The 23,600-nt window shown below is 50.8% G+C and carries 23 protein-coding genes; 13 read left to right on the forward strand and 10 right to left on the reverse strand.

All coding sequences use genetic code 11. The features are described 5' to 3' along the window. The first annotated feature begins 33 nt into the window (after positions 1-33). The 3 genes from ACF8OF_RS13350 to rnd all read left to right on the forward strand — a co-directional run bounded on the left by ACF8OF_RS13350 (position 34) and on the right by rnd (position 3,912). Complete coding sequence (locus tag ACF8OF_RS13350; protein WP_392496928.1) at positions 34-624, forward strand: Slp family lipoprotein; 591 nt, start codon at positions 34-36, stop codon at positions 622-624. A gap of 304 nt (positions 625-928) precedes the next feature. Beyond that, positions 929-2,620: a long-chain-fatty-acid--CoA ligase FadD gene (fadD, locus tag ACF8OF_RS13355; protein WP_262859226.1), complete on the forward strand. Its 1,692-nt coding sequence runs from the start codon at positions 929-931 to the stop codon at positions 2,618-2,620. Between the two features lie 146 nt (positions 2,621-2,766). Next, positions 2,767-3,912 carry a ribonuclease D gene (rnd, locus tag ACF8OF_RS13360; protein ID WP_392496929.1) on the forward strand — a complete coding sequence of 382 codons (1,146 nt, stop codon included), beginning with the start codon at positions 2,767-2,769 and terminating at the stop codon, positions 3,910-3,912. Positions 3,913-3,966: 54 nt separating this feature from the next. Here the strand turns inward: rnd and minE are convergent, their stop codons facing one another. Genes minE through minC form a run of 3 tightly spaced genes read right to left on the reverse strand, consistent with a single transcriptional unit; the run spans position 3,967 to position 5,809 of the window. After that, positions 3,967-4,254, reverse strand: a complete 288-nt coding sequence (minE, locus tag ACF8OF_RS13365) for a cell division topological specificity factor MinE (RefSeq protein WP_024472998.1) — start codon at positions 4,252-4,254, stop codon at positions 3,967-3,969. 3 nt (positions 4,255-4,257) lie between these two features. Continuing rightward, complete coding sequence (minD, locus tag ACF8OF_RS13370; RefSeq protein ID WP_262859224.1) at positions 4,258-5,070, reverse strand: septum site-determining protein MinD; 813 nt, start codon at positions 5,068-5,070, stop codon at positions 4,258-4,260. Positions 5,071-5,092: 22 nt separating this feature from the next. After that, entirely contained in the window at positions 5,093-5,809 is a 717-nt protein-coding gene (gene minC, locus ACF8OF_RS13375; protein WP_262859223.1) for a septum site-determining protein MinC, read from the reverse strand. Positions 5,810-5,970: 161 nt separating this feature from the next. Here minC and ACF8OF_RS13380 point away from each other — a divergent pair, with 161 nt between their 5' ends. The 6 genes from ACF8OF_RS13380 (at position 5,971) to ACF8OF_RS13405 (ending at position 9,736) form a co-directional block, all read left to right on the forward strand. After that, positions 5,971-6,255: a YcgL domain-containing protein gene (locus ACF8OF_RS13380; protein ID WP_262859222.1), complete on the forward strand. Its 285-nt coding sequence runs from the start codon at positions 5,971-5,973 to the stop codon at positions 6,253-6,255. A gap of 37 nt (positions 6,256-6,292) precedes the next feature. Continuing rightward, the gene (locus tag ACF8OF_RS13385; protein ID WP_279800746.1) at positions 6,293-7,387 is read left to right on the forward strand and encodes a lytic murein transglycosylase; all 1,095 of its coding nucleotides are present in this window, start codon (positions 6,293-6,295) and stop codon (positions 7,385-7,387) included. Between the two features lie 34 nt (positions 7,388-7,421). Further along, entirely contained in the window at positions 7,422-8,078 is a 657-nt protein-coding gene (locus ACF8OF_RS13390) for a fumarylacetoacetate hydrolase family protein (RefSeq protein ID WP_072867894.1), read from the forward strand. A 34-nt stretch (positions 8,079-8,112) separates the two neighbouring features. Beyond that, on the forward strand, positions 8,113-8,559 hold the full coding sequence (locus ACF8OF_RS13395) for a YcgN family cysteine cluster protein (RefSeq protein ID WP_392496930.1): 447 nt from the start codon (positions 8,113-8,115) through the stop codon (positions 8,557-8,559). Between the two features lie 187 nt (positions 8,560-8,746). After that, a complete protein-coding gene (locus tag ACF8OF_RS13400; RefSeq protein ID WP_392496931.1) occupies positions 8,747-9,304 on the forward strand; it encodes a type IV secretion protein Rhs in 558 nt (185 codons plus the stop codon). 9 nt (positions 9,305-9,313) lie between these two features. Then, positions 9,314-9,736 (forward strand): putative T6SS immunity periplasmic lipoprotein, encoded by a 423-nt coding sequence (locus ACF8OF_RS13405; RefSeq protein ID WP_392496932.1) that lies wholly within the window; start codon positions 9,314-9,316, stop codon positions 9,734-9,736. Positions 9,737-9,803: 67 nt separating this feature from the next. Here ACF8OF_RS13405 and ACF8OF_RS13410 read toward each other — a convergent pair whose 3' ends face one another. From ACF8OF_RS13410 to ACF8OF_RS13430, 5 genes are read right to left on the reverse strand one after another with little or no spacing between them, the layout of a single operon-like run. Further along, the gene (locus ACF8OF_RS13410; protein ID WP_392496933.1) at positions 9,804-10,574 is read right to left on the reverse strand and encodes a class I SAM-dependent methyltransferase; all 771 of its coding nucleotides are present in this window, start codon (positions 10,572-10,574) and stop codon (positions 9,804-9,806) included. 3 nt (positions 10,575-10,577) lie between these two features. Next, entirely contained in the window at positions 10,578-10,925 is a 348-nt protein-coding gene (locus ACF8OF_RS13415) for a cupin domain-containing protein (protein ID WP_004237520.1), read from the reverse strand. A 38-nt stretch (positions 10,926-10,963) separates the two neighbouring features. After that, complete coding sequence (locus tag ACF8OF_RS13420) at positions 10,964-11,704, reverse strand: ABC transporter ATP-binding protein (protein ID WP_262864363.1); 741 nt, start codon at positions 11,702-11,704, stop codon at positions 10,964-10,966. Beyond that, positions 11,701-12,720 (reverse strand): FecCD family ABC transporter permease, encoded by a 1,020-nt coding sequence (locus tag ACF8OF_RS13425; RefSeq protein WP_392496934.1) that lies wholly within the window; start codon positions 12,718-12,720, stop codon positions 11,701-11,703. The genes ACF8OF_RS13420 and ACF8OF_RS13425 overlap by 4 nt, the downstream gene beginning before the upstream one ends. Continuing rightward, positions 12,720-13,802 (reverse strand): ABC transporter substrate-binding protein, encoded by a 1,083-nt coding sequence (locus tag ACF8OF_RS13430; protein WP_392496935.1) that lies wholly within the window; start codon positions 13,800-13,802, stop codon positions 12,720-12,722. Before ACF8OF_RS13430 ends, ACF8OF_RS13425 begins: the two co-directional genes overlap by 1 nt. Before the next feature lie 96 nt (positions 13,803-13,898). On the opposite strand from ACF8OF_RS13430, the gene ACF8OF_RS13435 reads away from it, so the two are divergent. Further along, positions 13,899-14,615 carry a Crp/Fnr family transcriptional regulator gene (locus ACF8OF_RS13435; protein ID WP_279800205.1) on the forward strand — a complete coding sequence of 239 codons (717 nt, stop codon included), beginning with the start codon at positions 13,899-13,901 and terminating at the stop codon, positions 14,613-14,615. Between the two features lie 47 nt (positions 14,616-14,662). On the opposite strand, the gene ACF8OF_RS13440 is transcribed toward ACF8OF_RS13435, so the two are convergent. Next, on the reverse strand, positions 14,663-16,702 hold the full coding sequence (locus tag ACF8OF_RS13440) for a TonB-dependent receptor family protein (RefSeq protein WP_392496936.1): 2,040 nt from the start codon (positions 16,700-16,702) through the stop codon (positions 14,663-14,665). Between the two features lie 421 nt (positions 16,703-17,123). On the opposite strand from ACF8OF_RS13440, the gene ACF8OF_RS13445 reads away from it, so the two are divergent. Then, positions 17,124-19,184, forward strand: a complete 2,061-nt coding sequence (locus tag ACF8OF_RS13445) for a hypothetical protein (protein ID WP_392496937.1) — start codon at positions 17,124-17,126, stop codon at positions 19,182-19,184. 45 nt (positions 19,185-19,229) lie between these two features. Here ACF8OF_RS13445 and norR read toward each other — a convergent pair whose 3' ends face one another. Continuing rightward, the gene (gene norR, locus ACF8OF_RS13450) at positions 19,230-20,753 is read right to left on the reverse strand and encodes a nitric oxide reductase transcriptional regulator NorR (protein WP_392496938.1); all 1,524 of its coding nucleotides are present in this window, start codon (positions 20,751-20,753) and stop codon (positions 19,230-19,232) included. A gap of 179 nt (positions 20,754-20,932) precedes the next feature. On the opposite strand from norR, the gene norV reads away from it, so the two are divergent. Both norV and norW read left to right on the forward strand, forming a co-directional pair. Continuing rightward, positions 20,933-22,435: an anaerobic nitric oxide reductase flavorubredoxin gene (norV, locus tag ACF8OF_RS13455; RefSeq protein ID WP_392496939.1), complete on the forward strand. Its 1,503-nt coding sequence runs from the start codon at positions 20,933-20,935 to the stop codon at positions 22,433-22,435. Beyond that, complete coding sequence (norW, locus tag ACF8OF_RS13460) at positions 22,432-23,568, forward strand: NADH:flavorubredoxin reductase NorW (protein ID WP_392496940.1); 1,137 nt, start codon at positions 22,432-22,434, stop codon at positions 23,566-23,568. Before norV ends, norW begins: the two co-directional genes overlap by 4 nt. Positions 23,569-23,600: the final 32 nt, after the last annotated feature.

Genomic DNA, 23,600 nt, shown 5'->3' on the forward strand with positions numbered 1-23,600 from the left:
AAATGAATACTATCCGTCACAGGAGCTCATATCATGATGAATCGCATACGGAGCAGTCTGAAGTATGGTGTTGTGATTATATCTCTGGCGCTGACCGGCTGCGCCACAATCCCGGAGTCTATTAAAGGCAGCGGCACCACGATGCTGACGGATTTTCAGGCCGTTCAGAAAGCGCCGCAGGCCTATAAAGGAATGGAGGCGCGTTTCGGCGGGCGGGTGCTCAGCGTGCAGAATCAGCCCGATATGACACAGCTGGAAATCGCAGTGATGCCGCTTGACAGTACCGGTGCGCCATTCCTCGGTTCAACTATCACCGGCCGGATGTATGCCCGGATCAACAGCTTTATGGAGCCGGATAACTTCCGTGACCAGTATGTCACGGTCATCGGGCTGATGAACGGCACGCAAGCCGGTAAGATTGGTGATGTTCCTTATACTTTCCCGGTCATTGATGTCACCGGCTTCCAGCGCTGGCACCAGGCACGGCAGGTGATTATGCCGCCGCCGGTGTACGGGCCGGATCCGTGGCGCTGGCATAACGGGTATTACGGCGGCGGCTACTATGGCGGCGGCTGGTACTATCCGCCGGGACCGGCAGTGGTGCAGGATTATTTAGTCCCTTAATCGCGCGGATTGGCGGGTATAGTAACCTTAAAGTTCAGCATAGATGCGAATTTGAGTGTATAATCCCGCCCGCGACGATAAGCAGGAATGATTATCCTCAGCGTATTACAGTGAATAAATTAAGAGGCGGCATTTGCCGCCTCGATTATTATCTGGCGTTATAAAATAAATTAGTGATGTGACTCTCAACCTGAAACAGAAAAATTATCCGAAAACGCCGTTTTATGTAAATACTTTGTTTATGTAAATAATTTGTTAATGCCGGCGGGTCATGAGATGAGCAGCAATAATCAGGAGTAAAACCTTGGAAAGAGTCTGGCTTAAACACTATCCGGAAGATGTCCCGGCAGATATCAATCCTGACACCTATGCCTCAATGGCAGAGATGCTGGAGAATGCGGTATCGCGCTTTGCGGACCAGCCTGCCTTTATCAATATGGGCGAGGTGATGACCTACCGGAAACTGGAAGAGCGAAGCCGTGCATTTGCCGCTTACCTGCAAAACGGGCTGGGGCTGAAAAAAGGGGATCGCATCGCGCTGATGATGCCGAATTTACTGCAATATCCGATAGCGCTGTTCGGGATTTTACGGGCAGGGATGGTGGTGGTGAATGTCAATCCCCTCTATACACCAAGAGAGTTAGAACATCAGTTAAATGACAGCGGCTGTGCCGCGATTGTGATTGTTTCCAATTTTGCACACACCCTCGAAAAAATCGTTTATAACACACCAATCCGCCATGTGATCCTGACCCGTATGGGGGATCAGCTTTCCCGTCCGAAAGCGACGCTGGTGGATTTTGTGGTCAAATACATCAAGCGTCTGGTGCCGAAATATAACCTGCCGGACGCGATTTCATTCCGCCGTGCTATCCATCAGGGTTACCGCATGCAGTATGTCAAACCGGAAATTCACCGCGAAGACCTGGCATTTCTGCAATATACCGGCGGTACCACCGGGGTGGCCAAAGGCGCGATGCTGACTCACCGTAATATGCTGGCAAACCTCGAGCAGGCGCGCGCAGCCTATATTCCGGAGCTGAAGGTCGGCAAAGAGCTGATTGTCACTGCACTGCCGCTGTATCATGTATTTGCCCTGACGGTGAATTGCCTGCTGTTTATTGAAATCGGCGGTCGTAATCTGCTTATCACTAACCCGCGTGATGTCAGCGGGACGATTAAAGAACTGGGCAAATACCCGTTCACGGCCATTACCGGGGTAAACACCCTGTTTAATGCCTGGATCAACAATCCGGAATTTCACAAACTTGATTTCTCCACCCTGAATCTTTCTGTCGGCGGCGGTATGCCGGTGCAGAAAGCGGTGGCGGAAAACTGGGAAAAACTGACCGGAAAACACCTGCTGGAAGGCTACGGACTGACCGAATGCTCACCGCTGGTCGCCGGTAACCCGCATAACCTGAAAAGCTACAGCGGAAGTATTGGTTTTCCGGTACCGTCCACGGAGATCCGTCTGCTGGATGATGACGGCGCTGAGGTGCCGGACGGTCAGCCGGGGGAAATGTGGGTTCGTGGTCCGCAGGTGATGAAAGGCTACTGGAACCGCCCGGATGCCACTGCCGAAGTGCTGAAAGATGGCTGGGTTGCTACCGGGGATATCGCGCAGTTTGATGATAGCGGTTTCCTGCATATTGTTGATCGTAAGAAAGACATGATTCTGGTGTCCGGTTTCAATGTTTACCCGAATGAAGTTGAGGATGCGGTCATGCTGCATCCGGCAGTGCTGGAGTGTGCGGCTATCGGTGTGGAAAGTGACAGTTCCGGTGAAGCAGTGAAAATTTTTGTCGTCCGCAAGGATCAGTCACTGACGGAAGATGATTTGCGTCTGCATTGCCGCCGTTATCTGACCGGTTATAAAGTCCCGAAAATCATTGAGTTTCGTGATGAATTACCGAAATCGAATGTCGGTAAAATTCTGCGCCGCGAACTGCGCGAAGAGGAAAAGCACAAAACGGATGTTCAGCCGGTTGCATGACACCGTATCAGGCCGCAGAATAATAACGCCGGTAAAAACCGGCGTTTATCTGTTCTGTTATGACTATTGATTGAAATACCCTGATCTATTGAATTATTCTGTATCACATCACTTAACCACGTCGTTAAAGACTAAGAGAAGTTGTTTTGAATTATCAGTTGATTACCAGCGATACACATCTTGCCGCCTATTGTGAACAGGTTACCGGCAAACCTTATCTTGCTCTGGACACTGAATTTGTCCGGATCCGGACCTATTATCCGCATCTCGGTCTGGTTCAGCTTTATGACGGGGAGCATCTCGCACTGGTCGATCCGCTGGGGATCACTGACTGGACACCGCTGAAAACCTTACTGACTGCGCCGGAGATGATCAAATATCTTCATGCGGGCAGTGAAGATATCGAAGTCTTTTTCAACAGCATGGGATGTGTGCCGCAGCCGCTGGTGGATACCCAGGTACTGGCTGCTTTTACCGGGCATCCGCTCTCCTGCGGGTTTGCCACGCTGGTGGAAACCTATCTCGGCGTTACCCTGGATAAAAGTGAATCCCGGACTGACTGGCTGGCACGTCCGCTGACAGAAAAACAGTGTGAATATGCAGCGGCGGATGTGTATTACCTGCTGCCGCTGGCGGAAAAGCTGACTGAAAAAGTCCGTGATGCCGGTTACCTGGCGTCAGCGGAAGAAGAGTGTGCCATGATGGCGCAGCGCCGTATTACCCAGACCGACCCGGCGGAAGCCTACCGCGATTTCAGCGGTGCCGCGCAACTGCGTCCGCAGCAACTGGCCTGTTTACAGAAACTGGCGCAATGGCGGCTGGAACAGGCGCGTCAGCGTGATATGGCTGTCAATTTTGTGGTGCGCGAAGAACACCTGTGGAAAGTGGCGCGCTATATGCCAACGTCACTGGGTGAGCTGGACGGACTGGGGCTGACCGGGCAGGAAATCCGTTGTCACGGCAGACGCCTGCTGGCGTTAACGGAAGAAAGTCGTGCGCAGGATAACGCTGACTATCCGGCACCGGTAGAAAATGTGTCCGATCATCCGTTATACCGCAAAACCTTTAAGGCGATAAAAGCACGCATTACTGAGCTGAGTGAAGCGGAACAATTCAGTCCGGAACTGCTGGCATCACGCCGTCAGATTAACCAGTATCTGAATAAAGTGTGGGGATTCAAAAATACACCCGAAGAGCCGGAACTGCTGAGCGGCTGGCGCAAGCCGTTGCTGGAAACTGCACTGGCAGAGGTGGTTGCCGGTATTGAGGCAGGTGCTGTCTCCGGGGAATAAACATAAAAAAATACGGCGGGGTAACCCGCCGTGTTATCAGTGACAGTAACGGTACTATTTTACCGTCTCGTCTTTTTTCGTACCCTCATCGCCTTCAGGCAGCGTAACGTTCAGTTCAAGAACAGAGATATCATCACCTTTCTGCTCAAACTGGACAGACAGCATTTCCGGATCGACCTGAACATACTTACAGATAACGGCCAGTAAATCGCGTTTCAGATCCGGAAGGTAATTCGGTTCAGATTCACCGCGGCGACGCTCTGCAACAATGATTTGCAAACGTTCTTTTGCAATATTAGCTGTCGGTTTTTTTCTCGACAGGAAGAAGTCTAACAGCGCCATGGTTTACCCCCCGAATAAGCGTTTTAAGAAACCTTTTTTCTCTTCCTCAATGAAACGGAAAGGACGATCTTCACCCAGAATACGGGCGACAGTATCGTCATAAGCTTTACCTGCATCTGATTCCTGATCCAGAATCACCGGCTCACCCTGGTTGGATGAACGCAGAACAGACTGATCCTCCGGAATCACACCGATAAGCGGGATGCACAGGATTTCCAGCACATCTTCCATACTCAGCATATCACCGCGGCTGACACGGCCCGGGTTGTAACGGGTAAGCAGCAGATGCTCTGTAATCGGCTCCAGCCCCTGTTCCGCACGGCGGGATTTGGAGGACAGGATCCCGAGAATACGGTCAGAGTCGCGGACAGATGAAACTTCAGGGTTGGTGGTAATAATGGCTTCATCAGCAAAATAGAGCGCCATCAGTGCGCCGCTCTCAATCCCTGCAGGGGAGTCACAGATGATAAAATCAAAGTCCATTTCACCTAATTCATTCAGCACTTTCTCCACGCCTTCGCGGGTCAGTGCATCTTTATCGCGGGTCTGTGATGCCGGCAGAATAAATAAATTATCAGTCCGCTTATCTTTGATAAGCGCCTGATTCAATGTGGCATCGCCCTGAATAACGTTCACGAAGTCATACACGACGCGACGCTCACACCCCATGATTAAGTCAAGGTTACGCAGACCGATATCAAAATCGATCACTACGGTTTTCTTTCCTTTCTGGGCAAGGCCGGTCGCTATGGCCGCGCTGGAAGTGGTTTTGCCTACGCCACCTTTACCTGAAGTAACAACTAAAATGCGTGCCATGGAATTATTCCTTGTTAAAGGTCTATATGAGATTGTTGATAGTGAGTTCATTATTAACCAGACTGAGTTTGGCCGCTTTCCCGGCGAATTCGCCCGGGATTTGCTCACTCAGCCAGTATTGCCCGGCGATAGAAACCAGTTCCGCATGCAGGTGGGTGCAAAAAATCCCGCTTTCCGTATCACCTGCCGCACCGGCTAACACACGTCCGCGCATCAGCCCGTAAATATGAATATTACCGTCCGCAATGAGTTCTGCGCCCGCACTGACATTGGCGGTCACGATAAGGTCACTGTTCGGGGCATAAATGCGCTGGCCGGAACGGACAGGCACATTAATCAGCCGGGTTTTCCGGCAGGGGGAGTCTGCGGCGGCAGGGGAAGACACTGACGGTGCTTCAGGCTCCGGTATATCCGGTTCAGCAGTGCGGGCACTTTTGCCTTCATTGAGCAGCGGAAGCCCGTTACGGGTGGCTGCTTTGCGCATTTTCTCATCCTGACAGCCACTGACCCCGACAATCCGCAAACCGGCATCGGTCACGGCACGACAGATAATTTTCAGGTTCGCACCGGCTGAAATCTGGCTGACATTCAGCACAACAGGGGCATTCCGGAAAAAGGCAGGCGCCTGGCTGACTTTTTCGCGCACAGCCTGTTCAATAATCTGAGGATCCTCATTATTCAGATGAAGAACCGAAAGTGTGAAGTTACTGCCTTTAAGGTCAATTGGCGATGGTGACATCTGTCCGACTCAGTGTAATTAGCGGCCCGCTATTCAGCCATATATAAAATGTGCATTGCTGCGACGCAATGCCGGGTAACGATATTATCAAAAACAATAGCATGTTATAGTTAGTGCCATTTACTGGCAAGTCACGATTTGATTTAAACGGGATAATTCCAATGTTGTGTGCAATTTACAGAAGTCCGAACCGCGATCAAACCTATTTGTTCATCGAAAAGAAAGATGATTTTTCCCGTGTCCCGGAGGAATTGCTGAAAAGTTTCGGCAAGCCCGTCTTCAGCATGCTGATTAACCTTGCAAACCGCGATAAACTGGCCAATGCGGATATTGAAAAAGTGAAACAGGAACTGACGGCTGCCGGTTATTATCTGCAGTTCCCGCCACCGGTGGAAGATCTGTTATCAGAATACCGGGATACACTGAACATTCAGGATAAATCCTAATAATAATCCCCGCGAAATAACCAGAAAGGATATCGCTATGCGCCTGACATTATTAAGCGCCGTGATTATTACGGCCTCGCTGACGGCATGCAGTGCATCTCAGACGCCGGTATTACCGGCAAAATTACTGGCAGATACCCCGGCAGCACAGCAGACCGCCGCAGTACGGTTGTCAGTGGCGGATTTACAGCGGGAATTTCCGGCTGACTCACGGACAGCAGAACAATTTCCGGCCTATGCTGAACAACTGAAAGCGATGGCGCGTCAGGAGGGTATTAAAGAATCCACACTGACCCGCGCTTTTGAGAATTTTCATTTTATCGAACGTGTTATAACGTCTGATAAAAACCAGCCGGAGAAAAAAGTCACGCTGGATGATTATCTCTCCCGCCGCGTGACCAAAGGCGCAGTCAGTGCTGCAGTAAAACAGCATGATGCCAATGCGGCGCTGCTGGCCGGTATCAGTCAGCGTTACGGTGTGCCGGAGGAGTATATTGTCTCTCTGTGGGGGCTGGAAAGCGGTTTTGGCCGTTATCAGGGCAAAGAGGATGTCATTTCTGCTCTGGCAACCCTGGCGTATGAAGGCCGCCGTGAAGAGATGTTTGTTAAGCAGTTTATCGCCGCGTTACAGATTATCGACCAGGGCCATATCCCGGCAGATCAGCAGCTGAAAGGCTCCTGGGCCGGTGCCATGGGGCAAAACCAGTTTATGCCGACCAGTTATCTGACCTATGCCGTGGATGGTGACGGTGACGGTGTGGTGGATATCTGGAATAACAAAGCGGATGTATTTGCCTCCACCGCCAATTATCTGGCCACAGAAGGTTGGGTAAAAGCGCTGCCGTGGGGATATGAAGTCTCTGTTCCCGCAGGCTTTGACCGCAGCATTGAGGGAACAAAGAAAAACCAGAGCAAAACACTGGCACAGTGGAAAGCGCTGGGGGTGACACTCCCGGCACAGGCCAATCTGCCGGAATCGACCCCGATGTGGTTAGTCGTCCCGGAAGATAAGCAGGCGCGGGTGTATCTGGTCACACAGAACTTTATCACCATCATGCACTGGAACCGCTCGTATTTCTTCGCACTCAGTGTTTCACTGATGGCGGATAATGTCGGTGCGGAAATCCGCTGATGTCATCAGAATAATAAAGTAAAGGGGTAAGACTATGTATCAGCATCGTGACTGGCAGGGCGCTCTCCTCGATTTTCCGGTCGGGAAAGTGGTATGTGTGGGGCTGAATTATGCAAAGCATGTTGCGGAGATGAAATCACAGGCATCCGCAGAACCCCTTCTTTTTATTAAACCTGAAACGGCACTGTGCGATCTGCGCCAGCCGGTCGCCATTCCGAAAGAGTTCGGCGAAGTGCATCACGAAACCGAACTGGCGGTGCTTATCGGCGCTCCGCTGAAACAGGCCAGTGAAGACCGCTGCGCCCGGGCGATTGCCGGGTTTGGTGTCGCACTGGATTTAACACTGCGCGATGTGCAGATGAAATTAAAGGCGGCGGGGCAGCCGTGGGAAAAAAGTAAGGCATTTGACGGCTCTGCGCCGGTATCCGGGTTTATTCCGGTCAATGAATTCCCGGATCCGCAGAATGTCACCCTGAGCCTGACCGTTAATAATGAACTGCGCCAGCAGGGAAACACCCGCGAAATGCTGACGCCGGTGATACCACTGATTAGCTATATGTCCCGCTATTTCACGCTGCGTCCGGGGGATATTATCCTGACCGGCACACCGGAAGGGGTCGGGCCGCTGGTATCGGGCGATATGCTGAAAATCTCGGTAAATGATCATATGCTGACCACACGGATTATCTGAAACGGGTCAGCCACGAAGTAAAAGGAAAAAGAACATGTCTCAACCATTCTGGACGGTGAAAACCCTCGATGAAATGAGTGATGAAGAGTGGGAATCACTGTGTGATGGCTGCGGGCAATGCTGTTTGCAGAAACTGATGGATGCAGACACCGATGAAATCTATTTCACCGATGTGGCCTGCAATCAGCTGGATATAAAAAGCTGTCAGTGCCGTCATTATGAAGACCGTTTCCGCTATGAACCGGACTGTATCAAACTGACGCGGGAAAACCTGCCGACATTTGACGCCTGGCTGCCGATGACCTGTGCTTACCGCCTGGTTATGGAAGGCAAACCGTTATTACCCTGGCACCCGCTAATCAGCGGATCCAAATCCCTGATGCACCAGAAAGGGATTACCGTCCGCCATACCGCCGTCACCGAAAGTGTGGTACAGAACTGGGAAGACCATATTCTGAATAAGCCGGAAGGCGGGATCTAAGTTATACGTCAGCAATGATACTGTTCCGGATGAATATAGCGTAATCCGGAACGGTATAATCCGGAATCCGGCTGGTTATTATTCTTAATAAACAGACTATCAGCGGTACAGCAGAATAAATTATGGAGTTAATGCGTAATCCGGGCTATATGTGAGGGGTGTCCGGTAATATATAAAGGGAGTTTGCATGGGTATTATTACGCAGGAAAATAAAAAGAAAGAAATAAAAGAACCGATGCTGAGACAAATAACGCTCGGTGAAATGGCAATGGCTAAAACCATATTTGGTAATTCAATGTCCTATAATGTCTGGGTTCATTGTGATAGTTATCTGCCATTCGGCATGCAGTCAGACAATGTAGCCATGGCGCCGAATGGGGATATTTATTTCAGAAAATTACTTTACAGGCACGATTTTTCAGAGGATTTTGCTGAATATAAACATCTCTTTATGCATGAGCTTACGCATGTCTGGCAGCATCAGAACGGGATGTGGGTCAGAACAAGAGGGTTATTTAGTAGCCTTGCTGACTACAATTATTATCTTGATAGTAAGAAAAAATTAAGTGATTACGGCATGGAACAGCAGGCCAGTATCGTTGCTGATTATTTTATTCTGAAAACGTATGGTATCAGCGGGCTTATTACTGGTATTCAGGATGGCTATGTTCGTATTAGTAATCGAATAGATCCCAATACTATAGAGAGTATTTACAGATCAGTGCTGCCAAATTCCATTTTATAGAGACTTAGTATGCGTAAATTTACTATCATACCCCTGATATTTCTGCTGAGTGCATGCTGGCATGGGAATGACCCCAGACCAAGAATGGTTAATGGCAGTGTGAGCACTAATGCAGGTAAACTATGTGTCAAAGCGCCGGATGCATCTGATGATGAATATATTTTGTATGTAAGAATATTTGATTATAAAGAACAGATAGACATTGCCTCTCTCGATTTTAGTGCAAACCCTGTTAAGTTAGATGAAAAAACGTGTTTGCCATCACCTGATATTCAGTATCAGGCAGACAATAAATATGCGTACAGAGCTTCTACGGTTTTACAGAAAAAACAGGCAAAGAAAATTAATCCCCACAGACGAACAATTGTGGCGACGTTTTTTATTAAAGACGTTGATGGTGATAAACAAGCCGTTGATGTCTTAAACCGGTAATTTCAGCAAAACCACCGGACTTAACAAATCCGGTGGTTTTCACCTTTACGACATAACTCACTACTTATTATTTTGTACTGACAACGGCAATATAGCGCAGGCGATCACGGTTCTGCCGGAAATGGCGGAACATCTGTAAAAACTGCGGGCGATTCTCTTTTTTCAGGGCGTTGCGGATAATCTTCAGCGTGCCGGAGAGTCCTTCATCGTGCAGCATGCCTTTTGGTGTCATCAGTGTCATCGCACCCTCCGAACGGATCACATCACGGAAACCTGCGTCACGGAACAGTGCCAGCCAGTCATCACTCAGCATCGGTTGTGCTTTGACATGGATGGCAGCCTGCATTTCCTGCGTGACACACTCATCCTCACGCCGCCCTGTCAGCGCGATATCGTGGGTCAGCAGACGACCGCCGGGCTTCAGCACACGGAAATATTCCTGTAACAGGCGGGCTTTGGCTTTGTCCGCATACATGGTCAGCATGGCTTCATTGATCACCACATCAAAATGATTATCCGGGAACGGCAGTTTTGAGGCATCCGCTTCCTGCACGGTGATTAGGTGCGATAATCCGTTAGTGAGGATATTTTTCCGGGCATTGGCAAGTGCCTGTTTATCCATATCAATACCAGTAATATGGCACTGAAAACGCTGTGCGATTTCAATCGCGGTGGTGCCCATATTACAGGCAATCTCCAGCACCCGGCTGTCGGTCTGCAATCCGCTGTGTGATAACAGCCATTCTGTGGCGGTGCGGCCCCCCGGGCGCAGGCGTTTTTTACCCAGACGCGCCAGAAACTTGTGTCCGGCTTCATGACCGGTATGTGTGCTTTCCATTATTCAGTCCTGTTTGTTTTCCGGTTCACGTAACATCACCAGCAGCATTTTTGCCCGCTCCGGCGCGTCCACAGCATGAGGAATATTGGCCGGCATACGGACAATATCCCCGGGTTTTGCCGTCACCGGTTTTCCGGCAATGGTCAGGATCAGTGAACCTTCGGCAATCATTACAATGGCATCAAACGGGGCGCTGTGCTCAGAGAGCGCCTGGCCTTTATCAAAGGCAAACAGGGTGATATTGCCGCCGCCGTTTTTAGCGAGAACACGGCTGGAAATGCCTTGTTCGGTGTAGTTGACCAGGTCGGCAATCACTAATGCTTCTGCCGGGGTAATCGTGTTATTGCTCATAATAAATATCCTTATGGTTAATCAGGTAATAAATGGGTTCAGCGGAACAGCGGGATCACGCCGCAGGTCTGCCGGTGCGGGTGGTTAACCGGCACGACAGAAACCGGAAGCTGATACAGCTTTCCCAGATTCTCTTCCGTCAGCAGTGCGGGTGTCTGACCAAACTGCGCCTGTGTGCCGTCAAACAGTAACAGTGAATAATCCGCAATATGCAGGGCATGCTGCGGATAATGGCTGGTAAACAGGATGGTTTTGCCGCGTTCGGCGGCCAGCATTTTCAGAACAGAGAGAACTGTGTCCTGGTTAGCCAGATCCAGCGCGGAAGTGGGTTCATCCAGGATCAGAATGTCCGGTTCACCGGCCAGTGCGCGGGCAATCATCACCATTTGTTTTTCACCGCCGCTGAGCAGGTTAAATGCGGTGTCCGCAAACGGGGTTAATCCGAGGTCAGCCATTGCCTGTTCGGTGATGTCATGATCACGCCGCGACGGGGATGCATACCAGGGCAGATGGCGAACCCTGCCGAGGCTGACCATGGTGCGGACCGGGTAATTGAACAACGCACCGCTGAGTTGCGGCACATAGGCTGCCGGTGCACTGAGCCGCACAGTACCGGTTGCCCCTTTTTGCAGGCTGAGCAGCAGGCGCAGCAGCGTGGTTTTCCCGCGTCCGTTCGGGCCGAGAATGGCGGCGATAGTGCCCGGCGGCTGGCGGAATGTGAGTGCGTCAAATAACGGACGTTTACCGGTGTGGTAACTGAGCTGATTAACATGGATCACAGGTCTGCCACCTTTTTATTCATGGAGTGAATGAGCAGGGCGAAAATCGGTGCCCCGATCAGCGCGGTGATGACACTCAGCGGGATCTCGGCACTGGTCATACTGCGCGCCAGGGTATCGACGGCGATCAGATAAATCGCGCCGGTCAGGGCACTGGCGGGCAGAAGGACGCGATGGTCATGTCCGCTGATCAGTCGTGCGATATGCGGAATAATCAGTCCGACCCAGCCGATGGTGCCGGAAACGGCCACGGTGGCGCTGGTGATCAGCGTGACGCAGACCAGGATAGTCCAGCGGGTTGTTGTGACCGGCAGTCCCAGCGCCTGAGCATTTTCTTCGCCGAGGGACAGCACATTGATGCGGAAGCGCAGAGCAAAAATAATCCCGCCTGCAATGATGACAACCGGCAGTAACACGCTCACTTTCAGGTAGGTTGCGGTGGCAAAACTCCCCATCAGCCAGAACACGATGGTTTGCAGGGTATTGTTCGGATCCGCAAAATAGGTGATCAGCGAAATCAGGGCGGCAAAAAAAGCATTAATAATCACGCCTGCGAGGATCAGCATCAGAAGACTGCTGCCGTGCCGGTTCAGTCCCAGCAAAAAGACCAGCACAATAGCCAGCAGACCACCGAGAAAAGCAAAGCTGATAGTGATAAACAAAGAGGAGAAGAGCAGCAGTGCCAGTGCGCTGCCCAGCGCTGCGCCGGATGAAACACCGATAATCTGCGGTCCCACCAGCGGATTACGGAAGATGCCCTGTAAGGCGGCACCGGCAACCGCCAGCCCGGCACCGGCCAGCCCGGCGATCAGAATGCGCGGCAGACGGACATACAACACCACATTTTCAGCGGTGCGGCTGTATTCCGCAGACGGACTGCGTCCGGTCAGGGTATCCGCCATGATTTGCAGAACCGTTGTTACAGATACCGCATAGCGGCCGGCACACAGCGCAAGCACGATGGTCAGTAATAGCAGGGAGGATAACAGGCACCATTGCAGACGGGATTTTCGCATCACGGCCGCCCCATCAGTGTCAGATAATCACGGCCTTCCCGGTTCAGATCAAGCTGCAGAATACGGTCTGTTTCTGCCTCAGTGAGGGAATAGCCGTACAGTTGCAGATAGCGTTTGCGGATCTCCTCGCGCAGCGGAAATACCGCACTTTCCGGATGAAAAATCTGAGCCAGCCACTGCCAGTAAAGCGGTGTTTCCTGATTTGGCGCATCCCAGATAAAGCCGCCGATCGGCAGTTTATAGACCCGTTTATTCTTTACCGCCGTCACATCACTGAGCATCGGATTGTTATAAATATCCGCGGGTGCCAGTCCGGCCTCAAAATTACCCAGCAGGATAATGTCCGGATCCCACACCAGAATCTGTTCGATATTCAGGGTGCGGGGACCGGTCAGGTCACGGTTGAGGCTGACACCTCCGGCGAGTGCAAAATCCGCATTGTTATGAGAGGTGGATCCGAACGTCTGAATACTTTGTTTAAAATGGGAAAGATAAAGCACGCGCGGCTGTTGTGCTTCCGGAATGGCGGCAACACTGTTTTCCAGCTGGTTGATCACCTGTTTGCGCCAGGCAATCAGCCCGTCCGTTTTGGTTTCTTTACCGAGGGTTTTCCCCATCAGGGTTAACCACTCCTGTGTATAGGCTTCTTTGCCGTAATCCAGCGTGGCGACTGTCAGACCGGCATTGCGCATCGGTGTGATAATGTCATCGCCCCGGTGTCCCCATTGCCAGACCAGATCCGGGTTAACCGAGAGCAGGGCTTCAATATTGGGTGCGAAATCATTTCCCACCACATCACTGCGTACAGAGAGGACATCCGGAAACATCACACTGAGCATGCCGTCACGGGCGGCGACACCGGCGAAGGGATGCATCCCGGCGAGCCGCTTGCTGTTCTCGTCAACGCTGACCAGCATGGAGGCGGCAGGAATCGGGATCACCACAATCCGCTGTGCAGGTGCGGCGAGTTCAATATGCTGCTGTGACATATCGGTGAAATGCACGGCACCTTTTGCGGCATAAGCTGCTGTTGTGCAGGTAAAAAACAGGACCGGAAATAATGCAAATCTATTACTAATCATAAGGTTATTCGCCTTTTATTTTATGATTAAATTGATAATGCGATTGGTTATCATTTATAATTGCATTTATTCTGACCGCACTGAGAGGAAAACCCTATGACATTTGTCAAAAAGACCCATGCCCCCGCACAGCAAATGGCGATCCTCCGGTCGTGCCCGTTATTTCAGGCGGCAGAGGATGATGATCTGGCGCGGGTACTGGCAGACAGCACACATCGTCAGTTTGCGGCGGGGGAATTGATCAGTCGTGAAGGGGAAACAGTAAAAGCCTGTCCGCTGATGATCAGCGGGCAGATTGATGTTTTCCGTCACACCTGGTCGGGTGAGGAAAAAGTATTTGGTATGTTTACTGCCGGTGAGCTGGTGGCGATCGCCGCTGTCTTTATGCCGCATAACCGTTTCCCGATGAGCCTGCGGGCGAGAACAGACAGCAGTGCGCTGATGCTGGATAAACAGGCGATTTTACGGCTGTGTCATGCCTGTCCGGCAATTATGGCGCAGTTACTGGCGCGGTTCAGTCTGAAGCTGTATGAAAATATCAACCATATCGACTGGCTGACCTCCAGTTCCGCAGAGCAGCGGCTGGCGGCTTATCTGCTGGATCTGAAACGGTGTCAGCAATCGGATTGTGTGGTGCTGCCGTTATCGCGCGGGCAGTTAGCCGCAAAACTGGGTGTCCGTTATGAAACCCTCAGCCGCCTGTTTTCCGGCTGGCGGCAGAAAGCGTTTATCGGGATTGATAAAGACGCGGTGCGGATCACCAATGAATCCTATCTGGCGGAACTGGCTATTCCGGCGCAGCGTCCGTTCTGAAGAAATGAAAAATCCCCGTCCGGCGGGGATTTTTTATGTCAGTAAGATCAGAAATTATAGGTGATTCCGCCGTTGACACTGAATCCCATCCCCGGGAACAGGGTGCTGTCTTTGTCGGTAACGGAGCGGTTCGCCACAGAGGTGGTCGCATAGTGCTCGTTGGTCAGGTTATCCATCGACATATAAAGCGACCAGTTCTCTGCAGGCTGATAAGTGCCTCTCAGCCCTAGCACCGTATAGTGTTTACGCTTCTGAATATCGAGATGATTTTCGTGATCGACAGCCATATCGGTCGGTGCCCAGTGAATATTCGGGCCGAAACGCCAGTCGCCGATGCGGTACAGCACTTCCGCCGAGACGATATTGCGCGGGATCCCGGCGATATAATTGCCGTTATATTCGCCGCCCATAAAGCGGAAATCATTCCACGTCCAGGCCAGTTTGTATTCCACATCACCGGGACCCGCCGGAATGACGCCGTTAATGCCTGCTTCCAGCCCCTGATGGCGGGTTTTGGCGGCATAATTAAAGACACCGGTGATATTTCCCTCTGAATCATAAGTTGTGATGTATTCATCTTTGATAAAGCTGCGGTAGAGCGCCACATTCCATTTTAGTTGTTCAGTAAAATCACCATCGCCGCCGATTTCGAAAGTTACGCCTTTCTGCGGATCCAGTTTTGTCAGGCGACCGTCAGAGGAATTAATGATTTCATGGAAGGTTGCGGGCTCCTGACTGGCGCTGACGTTGGCAAACCAGCGCTGATTATCCGCCGGACGCCAGATCACCCCGGCTTTCGGTGTCCAGAAAGTCCAGCTCTGATCCAGTGAAACGGAACTGTTGCGCTTTTCTGTATTCCGCCGTGCATGTGTGGCTTTGAGATCCAGATTCAGGGTCAGATCCGGAGTCAGATGAATACCGGCACCGGCAGAGGCATAAATATTGTCTGCGTTGCCGTCAAACTTACCGATCGGTGTTTTGTCCATCTTTGTGCCGCGCCGGTTCTGCATCAGATCGGTTTCCAGACTCATATGATCCGCCGCCAGTGCCGCCCGCCAGGAGACCGGCTCGGTTTCCATCTGCCAGCCCAGCTGCATACCTTCACTGTGGCTCTGGCTGAAACGGTAATACGCCGGGGTGGTGAAATTATCATGAGTGCGGATATACCAGACACCGGCACTGATGCGCTGATTATCGATCTGCCAGTCGGAACGGTTGGCGGCACGGAACTGCTCCACATTGCGGTGCGGATCCCGCAGCCAGACCATCGGGTAAACCTCTGTCGGGTCACTATCGAGTACCGCTTCGGAAACCGGCCCCGCGACATCAAAGCGCAGATCGGTCCAGTTCAGGGAGGTGCGGTTTTCAAAATTATCTCCGGTATAGCCAAAATTACCGCGCACGGTTTTGCGCTGTGATGAGGAATGTTTGCGGTAGCCGTCGAAATGGTCATAAGTGAAATTGATGCGTCCGTCGAAGCGTCCGTCATCTGATACACCGCCGAAGGCGGTCTGCAAACCTTCACGGCCGTAAGAGCCGTATTCATAACGCAGGCGTCCGCCTTCGTCACGGCCGGTATAGGAAATCAGATCCAGTTCGCCGCCCAGGCTGTTACTCTGCGGATTCAGGCTGTTAGCTCCGCGCCGGACACTGATCATCCGCGCATCCCGCATTTCCAGGGTACTGATATGGAAACTGCCGTCCGCATCGGTGACCGGCAGCCCGTCCTGCATCAGCAGAATACCGCGTGCCAGCGGGGCACTCTGTACGCCGGAGCCGCGGATATTCAGCCGTGGCTGATCAATACCGCCGAAGAAATTCTGCACCAGCACGCCGGGCTGATAATCCAGCGCATCATGCAGCGTCGCCAGCCGGGTATCTTTTTCAACCATAATCAGGTTGGTGCCGCCAGCGACATTTTCCAGTTTTTCTTTTTCCTGAGCGGCATCCGGCGCGAGGCGGCTTTGCTTTGCGGCGGTGACAATAAGGGTGTCCGGCGCGGGTTCCGCTGCCGCAGCGGAGACACCGGCAGTAAGTGAGAGCGCGAGGCAGTGTGTCAGCCTGCGGCGGGTGATTTTATTCTGCATTATCCCTGACCTCATAAATGTAATGGTTATCATTTTCATTTGAGGTCATAACATAGTGCAGAAAATGCGGCTTACCCTATGACATTTGTCAAAAAGTCCCGTCCGGGGATTATTTCAGCCCCAGACGTTTTGCCAGCCGGTGCACGGGATGTTCCAGCTTCCGCACTGTTGTCCGGTATTCCGCAGGTCTGTATCGCTCTTGCGATACCCACACCGCATAATGCTGCCGCTGAACATATATTTGAACCACTCTTTTAAGCCATTTTAAATGACGTTTAATTCTTTAAAAAATCATCTGATCTACCGATGTGATTAACTTGCCGGCGAGATAATATCATCCTCATTATTTTTTAACGGCACCTCGCCTGTAAACTAATTTCACCCTGCGTCCTTAATATGTCTTTACACAGGAGTATTTGTTATGCCCTTTCACCTTGAGTCAGGATATTTTTCTGCTGCTGTCAGTAACAACCACATTAACCAGACAGCCAACTCTGATATTTACCCTTACGTGAGTGTATGGGAAAAAATTAAGGTTTTTTTCTGCCAGACCCATGAGTCTGACGCACTGGAATGCATACGAAAGATTTGTCACCCGACGGTCAGAACGACGAGAGAAGATGTGGCCGGCAGATTTGAACAGCTCAGAAAGATCGCGTATCCGGGATATGAGGAAAACATCCGGTCCGGTCGGTACGCGGAAAACCACTTCTGTATTTTGGACGAAAACAGCCGGGAAATACTGTCGCTGACCCTTAATGATGCTGGCGGGTATATTGTGGAATGTGAGGGACATAAGATTATACATACCCTCACAACGCCCTCGCAACGGGCGAAAGAGTATGAGGTTGTCTGGTCAGACTGGATAAGGGAATTGCCGCCTGAAGAAGCTGAAGCCCGTAATGTCGTTGTACAGAAAATGCGGGACTGCCTGGAAGGTAAATCTGCATCACTGAGCTTTTCCTTCTCAGATTTTTCCTCATTACCGCCAATCCCGGAAGGTGTACTGTCATTAGAATTGAGTAATCTGGAAAATTTACAATTAATGCCGGTTTTACCTGACAGTCTGAAAAAACTGAACATTTATTATTGCGAAAATCTCGATATTTCAGACCTCCCAAATGGAATAGAAGAACTGGATATAGTTGCAGTAAACAAAATCTCATTTATACCGGATGGAGTTCGCAGTCTCACTATCATAAACTGTGATTTCTCCTCATTACTGCCAATCCCGGAGGGTGTACGGTCATTAGAATTGATTGATCTGAATAATTTACAATTAATGCCCGTTTTACCGGTCAGTTTGAAAAAACTGAGCATTCATTGTTGCAAAAAACTCGATATTTCAGATCTCCCAAATGGAATAGAAAAACTTAATATAAGAGAAGTAAATAAAATTTCATCTATACCTGATGGAGTGTGTAATCTTAACATGTATAAATGTAATTATGAAGACGAAATAACCTCTGATTCTTTTACTAATCTAAAAGAACTTAGGATTGAGAAATGTGATAAAGTTAAAATTCATGAATTTCCATCCGGTCTTGAGTTGATTAAAATCATCGGGGATAATTTCAGCCTTCCAAACTTCCCCGATGGCTTATTGACGCTCTCACTACACTACACCGATAACAATAGTGTAACTAAAATACCGGCGCTGCCAGGTCAGTTAAACGAACTGAACATACATTTTGGCCTAAAAGGGGTGGGGATTCCAACAAAGTTACCTGAAACCCTGTCAAAAATAACGATAACATCCCGGGTAAAGAATCAGTGGGATATTTCACCAACAGATTTGCCACGAAATGTTAATATTTACACGGCTAATATTTCTTTTAATCCAAAGTGCTATAATCGACAGGACATAATGTTTAATAATGTTTATACTGACTCATCTGTAAAATTTGAATCAGGAGATATTGTGTATGGTCTGGCAAGGAGGCTAGGTACCATAAATAATATTATAGAAAAAATAAACAAATTTAATGAAAAAGATATCATTATACAAAGTACACTTACTGATGCAGTCCTGGATAAGAATAGTTATAGCAAATTCAATTCTGACGATCAAATCGAAGCATCATTAAATGATAGTGTTCGTGGTATTGAGTTTAAAAAATTCCTTGAGAATCATAAGCGTTATAATGTCACAAACGAGCATTTCAGGGATTTTCCCTACAGGGATATTTGGGCAAAAACAAGTAAAGCAGGGCTGGAATTTCAGACTAAAGTAAGAGAACGTAAAGTTATTTTTTGCGTTGATCAACTAATTGATTCTATAGATTATATTGCCGATAAACGAGATGATTATGGTAATGCGATCACCGCACATGAACTCAGATGGATTTACCGCCATCGTGACGACAATAAAATAAAAGAAAATGTGATATTTTCTTTAAAGGGGAAACTTGTTTCTCAGGAATACGTTTTTTCTCTGAAAGGTTGGGAACGATATCAGCCTAAAAGAGTTTTGTCACATTAAATGCGGCTTACCCTATGACATTTGTCAAAAAGTCCCGTCCGGGGATTATTTCAGCCCCAGACGTTTTGCCAGCCGGTGCAGATTTCCGGCATCAATACCGAGACGGCGGGCCGCCGCAGCCCAGCTGCCGTCACTGCGGGTAAGGGCAGTGCGGATAAGCTCTGCCTGAAAGGTATCGGTGGCCGTGCGCAGATCCTGCCCGGCTTCTGCGGGGGCGGATTCAGGGCTGACAACCGGTTCAGGGATTTCTTCCGGTGAGAAGTGATGAGGCTGTAACAGCAGTTCTTCACTGTTGCAGGTGGCACGCGCCAGCACAATGGCGCGGTGTACTGCATGTTCCAGCTCCCGTACATTACCCGGCCAGTGATAGTGCAGCAGTGCCAGGCGTAACGCAGGACTTATCACCACCTGTGGTAAACTAAATGCCTGGCGGTAGCGTTCGCAGAAATAGCCGGTCAGCAGCAGGATATCATCGTGGCGTTCCCGCAGCGGCGGTACCTGTAGCGGGAAGATGCTGAGCCGGTGGAACAGGTCGGCCCGGAAGTGGCCTGCAGCAACTTCCGCCCGCAGATCCCGGTTGGTGGCAGCCAGCACGCGGACATTTACCCGCAGCGGCCTGTCATCCCCGATCCGCTGGATATCACCATACTGTAAGACCCGCAGCAGCTTGGCCTGTAACGCCGGAGATAATTCACCAATCTCATCCAGAAACAGGGTGCCGTTATCCGCCATTTCAAATTTCCCGCTGCGGTTGCTGATAGCCCCGGTAAATGCGCCTTTGACATGCCCGAATAGTTCACTTTCCGCCACGGTTTCCGGCAGTGCCGCACAGTTAAGATACACCAGCGGGTGATCACGGCGGGCGGATAATTCGTGAATGGATTGCACCACCAGCTCTTTACCGGTGCCGGTTTCGCCGCTGACCAGCACATTCATATCCGCACCGGCCACAATGGCGATCTCTTTCTTTAACTGCATCATGCAGGGCGAAAGGCCGATAATATCGGTTTGCCCGCCGGATTGCCCTGCTGCCAGTCCGGCGGAGGCGCTGAATGCCAGCTGCTGGTTCTCGAGCTGGCCGATAAGCAGGGCGTTATTAAGTGCTCCGGCGGCCAGAGCAGCAATCAGGCGTAATTCCTCATCACTGAATGTATCAAACTGATCCGGAGCAAGACTGTCGAGTGTCAGCGCGCCGATAAGGTTTTGCCCGGCAAACAGCGGCAGACCGGCGCAGGCGTGTACTTTCAGATGGATATGATCCGGGATCAGCCCGTCATAAGGATCAGGTAACTGACTGTCTGCGGGAAAACGGACGACATCCCCGGCGCGGGCGATGGCTTCCAGTCTGGGGTGAGCATCCAGCCGGAAGCGGCGGCCGAGAACATCCGGCGACAGTCCGTCAATCGCCAGCGGAACAAACTGATGTGACTCATAGCGCAGCAGTGCAGCCGCATCACAATTAAGTACCCGGCGCAGCGTGGAGACCAGACGCTGAAAGCGATCCTGATGACCGATATCCCGCTGTAAGGCAATGGCAATGCCGGTAAGTACATCAACTGAAAATCCCATGTTGTCCTCCGCTGTCATTATGACAACACAATGTCATATTGACAGTTAATTGCATAGTCATTTTGACACTTACTTTTCCCGGTAAAATTTAAAATCCTTATAAAACAACATAATAAAAGTTGGCACGCAAATTGATTATCTCTCTGTAACGAAGCATAAAAACAGAAGGTAACTATCAAATGGCTATTCATGTAAAAAATAATGTGCATTGGGTCGGACAGCGTGACTGGGAAGTCCGCGATTTCCACGGAACAGAATACAAAACCCTGCTCGGCAGCAGCTATAACAGCTATCTGATCCGTGAGGGGAAAAATGTCCTGATTGATACGGTTGATCACAAATTCAGCCGTGAGTTTGTGCAGCATTTACAGACACAAATCGACCTGAACGATATTGATTACATTGTCATTAACCATGCGGAAGAAGATCACGCCGGGGCATTAACCGAACTGATGGCGGCGATTCCGGACACACCGATCTATTGTACAGAAAATGCCATTGATTCGATTAATGGTCATCATCATCACCCGGAATGGCATTTTAATGTGGTGAAAACCGGGGACACCCTGGATATCGGCAACGGCAAACAGCTGATTTTTGTCGAAACCCCGATGCTGCACTGGCCGGACAGCATGATGACCTACCTGACCGGAGATGCCATTCTGTTCAGTAATGATGCCTTTGGTCAGCACTATTGTGACGAGCGGCTGTTTAATGATGAGGTGGATCAGACTGAGCTGTTTGAGCAGTGCCAGCGCTACTATGCCAACATCCTGACACCGTTCAGCCGCCTGGTGACCCCGAAAATTAATGAGATCCTCGGGTTCGGGCTGCCGGTGGATATGATCGCGACCTCACACGGCGTGGTCTGGCGCGATAATCCGACCCAAATTGTGGAGTGGTATCTGAAATGGGCGGCGGATTATCAGGAAAATCGCATCACGATTTTCTACGATACCATGTCCAATAATACCCGCATGATGGCTGATGCAATCGCACAGGGGATTAATGAAGCGGACCCGGATGTGGCGGTGAAAATCTTTAACATCGCCCGCAGCGACAAAAATGACATCATTACCAGTGTGTTCCGTTCAAAAGGCGCGCTGGTGGGCTCATCCACCATGAATAATGTCATGATGCCGAAAATTGCCGGTATGTTGGAGGAATTAACCGGCCTGCGCTTCCGCAATAAAAAAGCAGCGGCTTTCGGCAGTTACGGCTGGAACGGCGGCGCGGTTGATCGTGTGCAGACCCGGCTGATGGATGCCGGTTTTGAAACCACGATGTCACTGAAAGCAAAATGGCGTCCTGATCTGAATACCCTTGAAGAGTGCCGTCAGTACGGGCGTGATCTGGCGCGCCAATGGGCGACCGGGGTATTACCGGCAGTCAGCAGACCGGCAGTGCAGGCACCAAACCCGGTTACACCGCAACCGGCGGCAGCTGTAAATGAAACAGAAGACGTAATACAGTGTGACACTGTCACTAATGTATCGTCGCAGGATCTGGGATCGTGCATGCAGTGCAGCGTGTGCCAGTGGATTTATGACCCGGAAAAAGGTGAGCCGATGCAGGGCGTGGAGCCGGGCACACCGTGGTCCTGCGTGCCGGACAACTTTTTGTGCCCTGAGTGTTCTCTCGGCAAAGAGGTATTTGATGTCCTGGCGACGGAGGCCGTATGAGCGCAGGCATTGTAATTATCGGGGGAGGCTTTGCTGCCCGCCAGCTGGTGAAAAATATCCGCAAAGCTGATACACAGGTGCCGCTGACGGTGATTGCGGCAGACAGTATCGATGAATATAACAAACCGGATTTAAGCCATGTGATAAGCCTGAATCAGCGTGCCGCTGATCTTATCCGGCAGTCAGCACCGGAATTTGCACAGCAATATAATGTGGCGTTGTTCCCGCATACCCGGATCAGCAGCATTGATGCACAACAGCATCTTATCAGCAGTGGTCAGCAGCAATGGCACTATGACAAGCTGGTATTGGCGACCGGCGCAACGCCGTGCCGCCCGCCGGTGCCGGGTAATGAACTGATGGTGACACTCAACAGCCGTGAGGACTTTCAGCAGCACGAAACACCGCTGCGTAATGCACAGCGGGTACTGATCCTCGGCAGCGGCCTTATCGGCACAGAACTGGCTATGGATTTTTGCCGCGCCGGTAAAACTGTTACCCTGGCGGATATGGCCGCCAGTATTTTATCGTCACTGATGCCCGCAGAGCTCAGCAGCCGTCTGCGGCATAACCTGTCTGCCTCCGGGGTTCGGGTGCTGACCGGCACACAGTTGCAGTCACTGATAAAAACGAAAGACGGCATTGAAGCCCGCTTTGATCATGATTGTGTGACCCGGGCGGATGTGGTGATTGCCGCCACCGGCCTGAAACCGGATACTTCGCTGGCTGAGCTGGCCGGTCTGACTGTCCGGCGCGGTATTGTGACAGACAATTCATTACAGACATCCGACCCGGATATTTATGCTCTCGGCGACTGCGCGGAAATTGACGGCAAAGTGATGCAGTATCTGCAGCCGATTATGCTCAGTGCGGTTTGTCTGGCGAAAAATCTGACCGGCGGAGAGGGAAAACTGACACTGCCGCCGATGCTTATCAGGGTAAAAACGCCGGATCTGCCGGTACAGCTTGCCGGGAATTTCCGTCATCCGGATTTGCAGTGGAGTATTGATATCAGCCACCGTGGCATGATCGCCAAAGGCCATGACAGCGCCGGAAACCTGCATGCGTTTGCGGTAACGGAAGACAAACTCAGTGATGCATTTACGCTGTTACGTCAGCTTCCGCAGCACTGATTATCACCGTTTACGACTGAATTCTGAGGTAA

The organism is Morganella sp. TYF_1 (assembly GCF_043105645.1).
Classification (GTDB): Bacteria; Pseudomonadota; Gammaproteobacteria; order Enterobacterales; family Enterobacteriaceae; genus Morganella; species Morganella morganii_B.

Excerpts from the sequence above, each read along its gene's own strand:
- ACF8OF_RS13350 (WP_392496928.1), top strand. The coding sequence starts at position 34 with ATGATGAATCGCATACGGAGCAGTCTGAAGTATGGTGTTGTGATTATA.
- minE (WP_024472998.1), bottom strand. The coding sequence starts at position 4,254 with ATGGCGCTGTTAGACTTCTTCCTGTCGAGAAAAAAACCGACAGCTAAT.
- minD (WP_262859224.1), bottom strand. The coding sequence starts at position 5,070 with ATGGCACGCATTTTAGTTGTTACTTCAGGTAAAGGTGGCGTAGGCAAA.
- minC (WP_262859223.1), bottom strand. The coding sequence starts at position 5,809 with ATGTCACCATCGCCAATTGACCTTAAAGGCAGTAACTTCACACTTTCG.
- ACF8OF_RS13380 (WP_262859222.1), top strand. The coding sequence starts at position 5,971 with ATGTTGTGTGCAATTTACAGAAGTCCGAACCGCGATCAAACCTATTTG.
- ACF8OF_RS13385 (WP_279800746.1), top strand. The coding sequence starts at position 6,293 with ATGCGCCTGACATTATTAAGCGCCGTGATTATTACGGCCTCGCTGACG.
- ACF8OF_RS13390 (WP_072867894.1), top strand. The coding sequence starts at position 7,422 with ATGTATCAGCATCGTGACTGGCAGGGCGCTCTCCTCGATTTTCCGGTC.
- ACF8OF_RS13395 (WP_392496930.1), top strand. The coding sequence starts at position 8,113 with ATGTCTCAACCATTCTGGACGGTGAAAACCCTCGATGAAATGAGTGAT.
- ACF8OF_RS13400 (WP_392496931.1), top strand. The coding sequence starts at position 8,747 with ATGGGTATTATTACGCAGGAAAATAAAAAGAAAGAAATAAAAGAACCG.
- ACF8OF_RS13405 (WP_392496932.1), top strand. The coding sequence starts at position 9,314 with ATGCGTAAATTTACTATCATACCCCTGATATTTCTGCTGAGTGCATGC.
- ACF8OF_RS13410 (WP_392496933.1), bottom strand. The coding sequence starts at position 10,574 with ATGGAAAGCACACATACCGGTCATGAAGCCGGACACAAGTTTCTGGCG.
- ACF8OF_RS13415 (WP_004237520.1), bottom strand. The coding sequence starts at position 10,925 with ATGAGCAATAACACGATTACCCCGGCAGAAGCATTAGTGATTGCCGAC.
- ACF8OF_RS13425 (WP_392496934.1), bottom strand. The coding sequence starts at position 12,720 with ATGCGAAAATCCCGTCTGCAATGGTGCCTGTTATCCTCCCTGCTATTA.
- ACF8OF_RS13430 (WP_392496935.1), bottom strand. The coding sequence starts at position 13,802 with ATGATTAGTAATAGATTTGCATTATTTCCGGTCCTGTTTTTTACCTGC.
- ACF8OF_RS13435 (WP_279800205.1), top strand. The coding sequence starts at position 13,899 with ATGACATTTGTCAAAAAGACCCATGCCCCCGCACAGCAAATGGCGATC.
- ACF8OF_RS13440 (WP_392496936.1), bottom strand. The coding sequence starts at position 16,702 with ATGCAGAATAAAATCACCCGCCGCAGGCTGACACACTGCCTCGCGCTC.
- ACF8OF_RS13445 (WP_392496937.1), top strand. The coding sequence starts at position 17,124 with ATGCCCTTTCACCTTGAGTCAGGATATTTTTCTGCTGCTGTCAGTAAC.
- norR (WP_392496938.1), bottom strand. The coding sequence starts at position 20,753 with ATGGGATTTTCAGTTGATGTACTTACCGGCATTGCCATTGCCTTACAG.
- norV (WP_392496939.1), top strand. The coding sequence starts at position 20,933 with ATGGCTATTCATGTAAAAAATAATGTGCATTGGGTCGGACAGCGTGAC.
- norW (WP_392496940.1), top strand. The coding sequence starts at position 22,432 with ATGAGCGCAGGCATTGTAATTATCGGGGGAGGCTTTGCTGCCCGCCAG.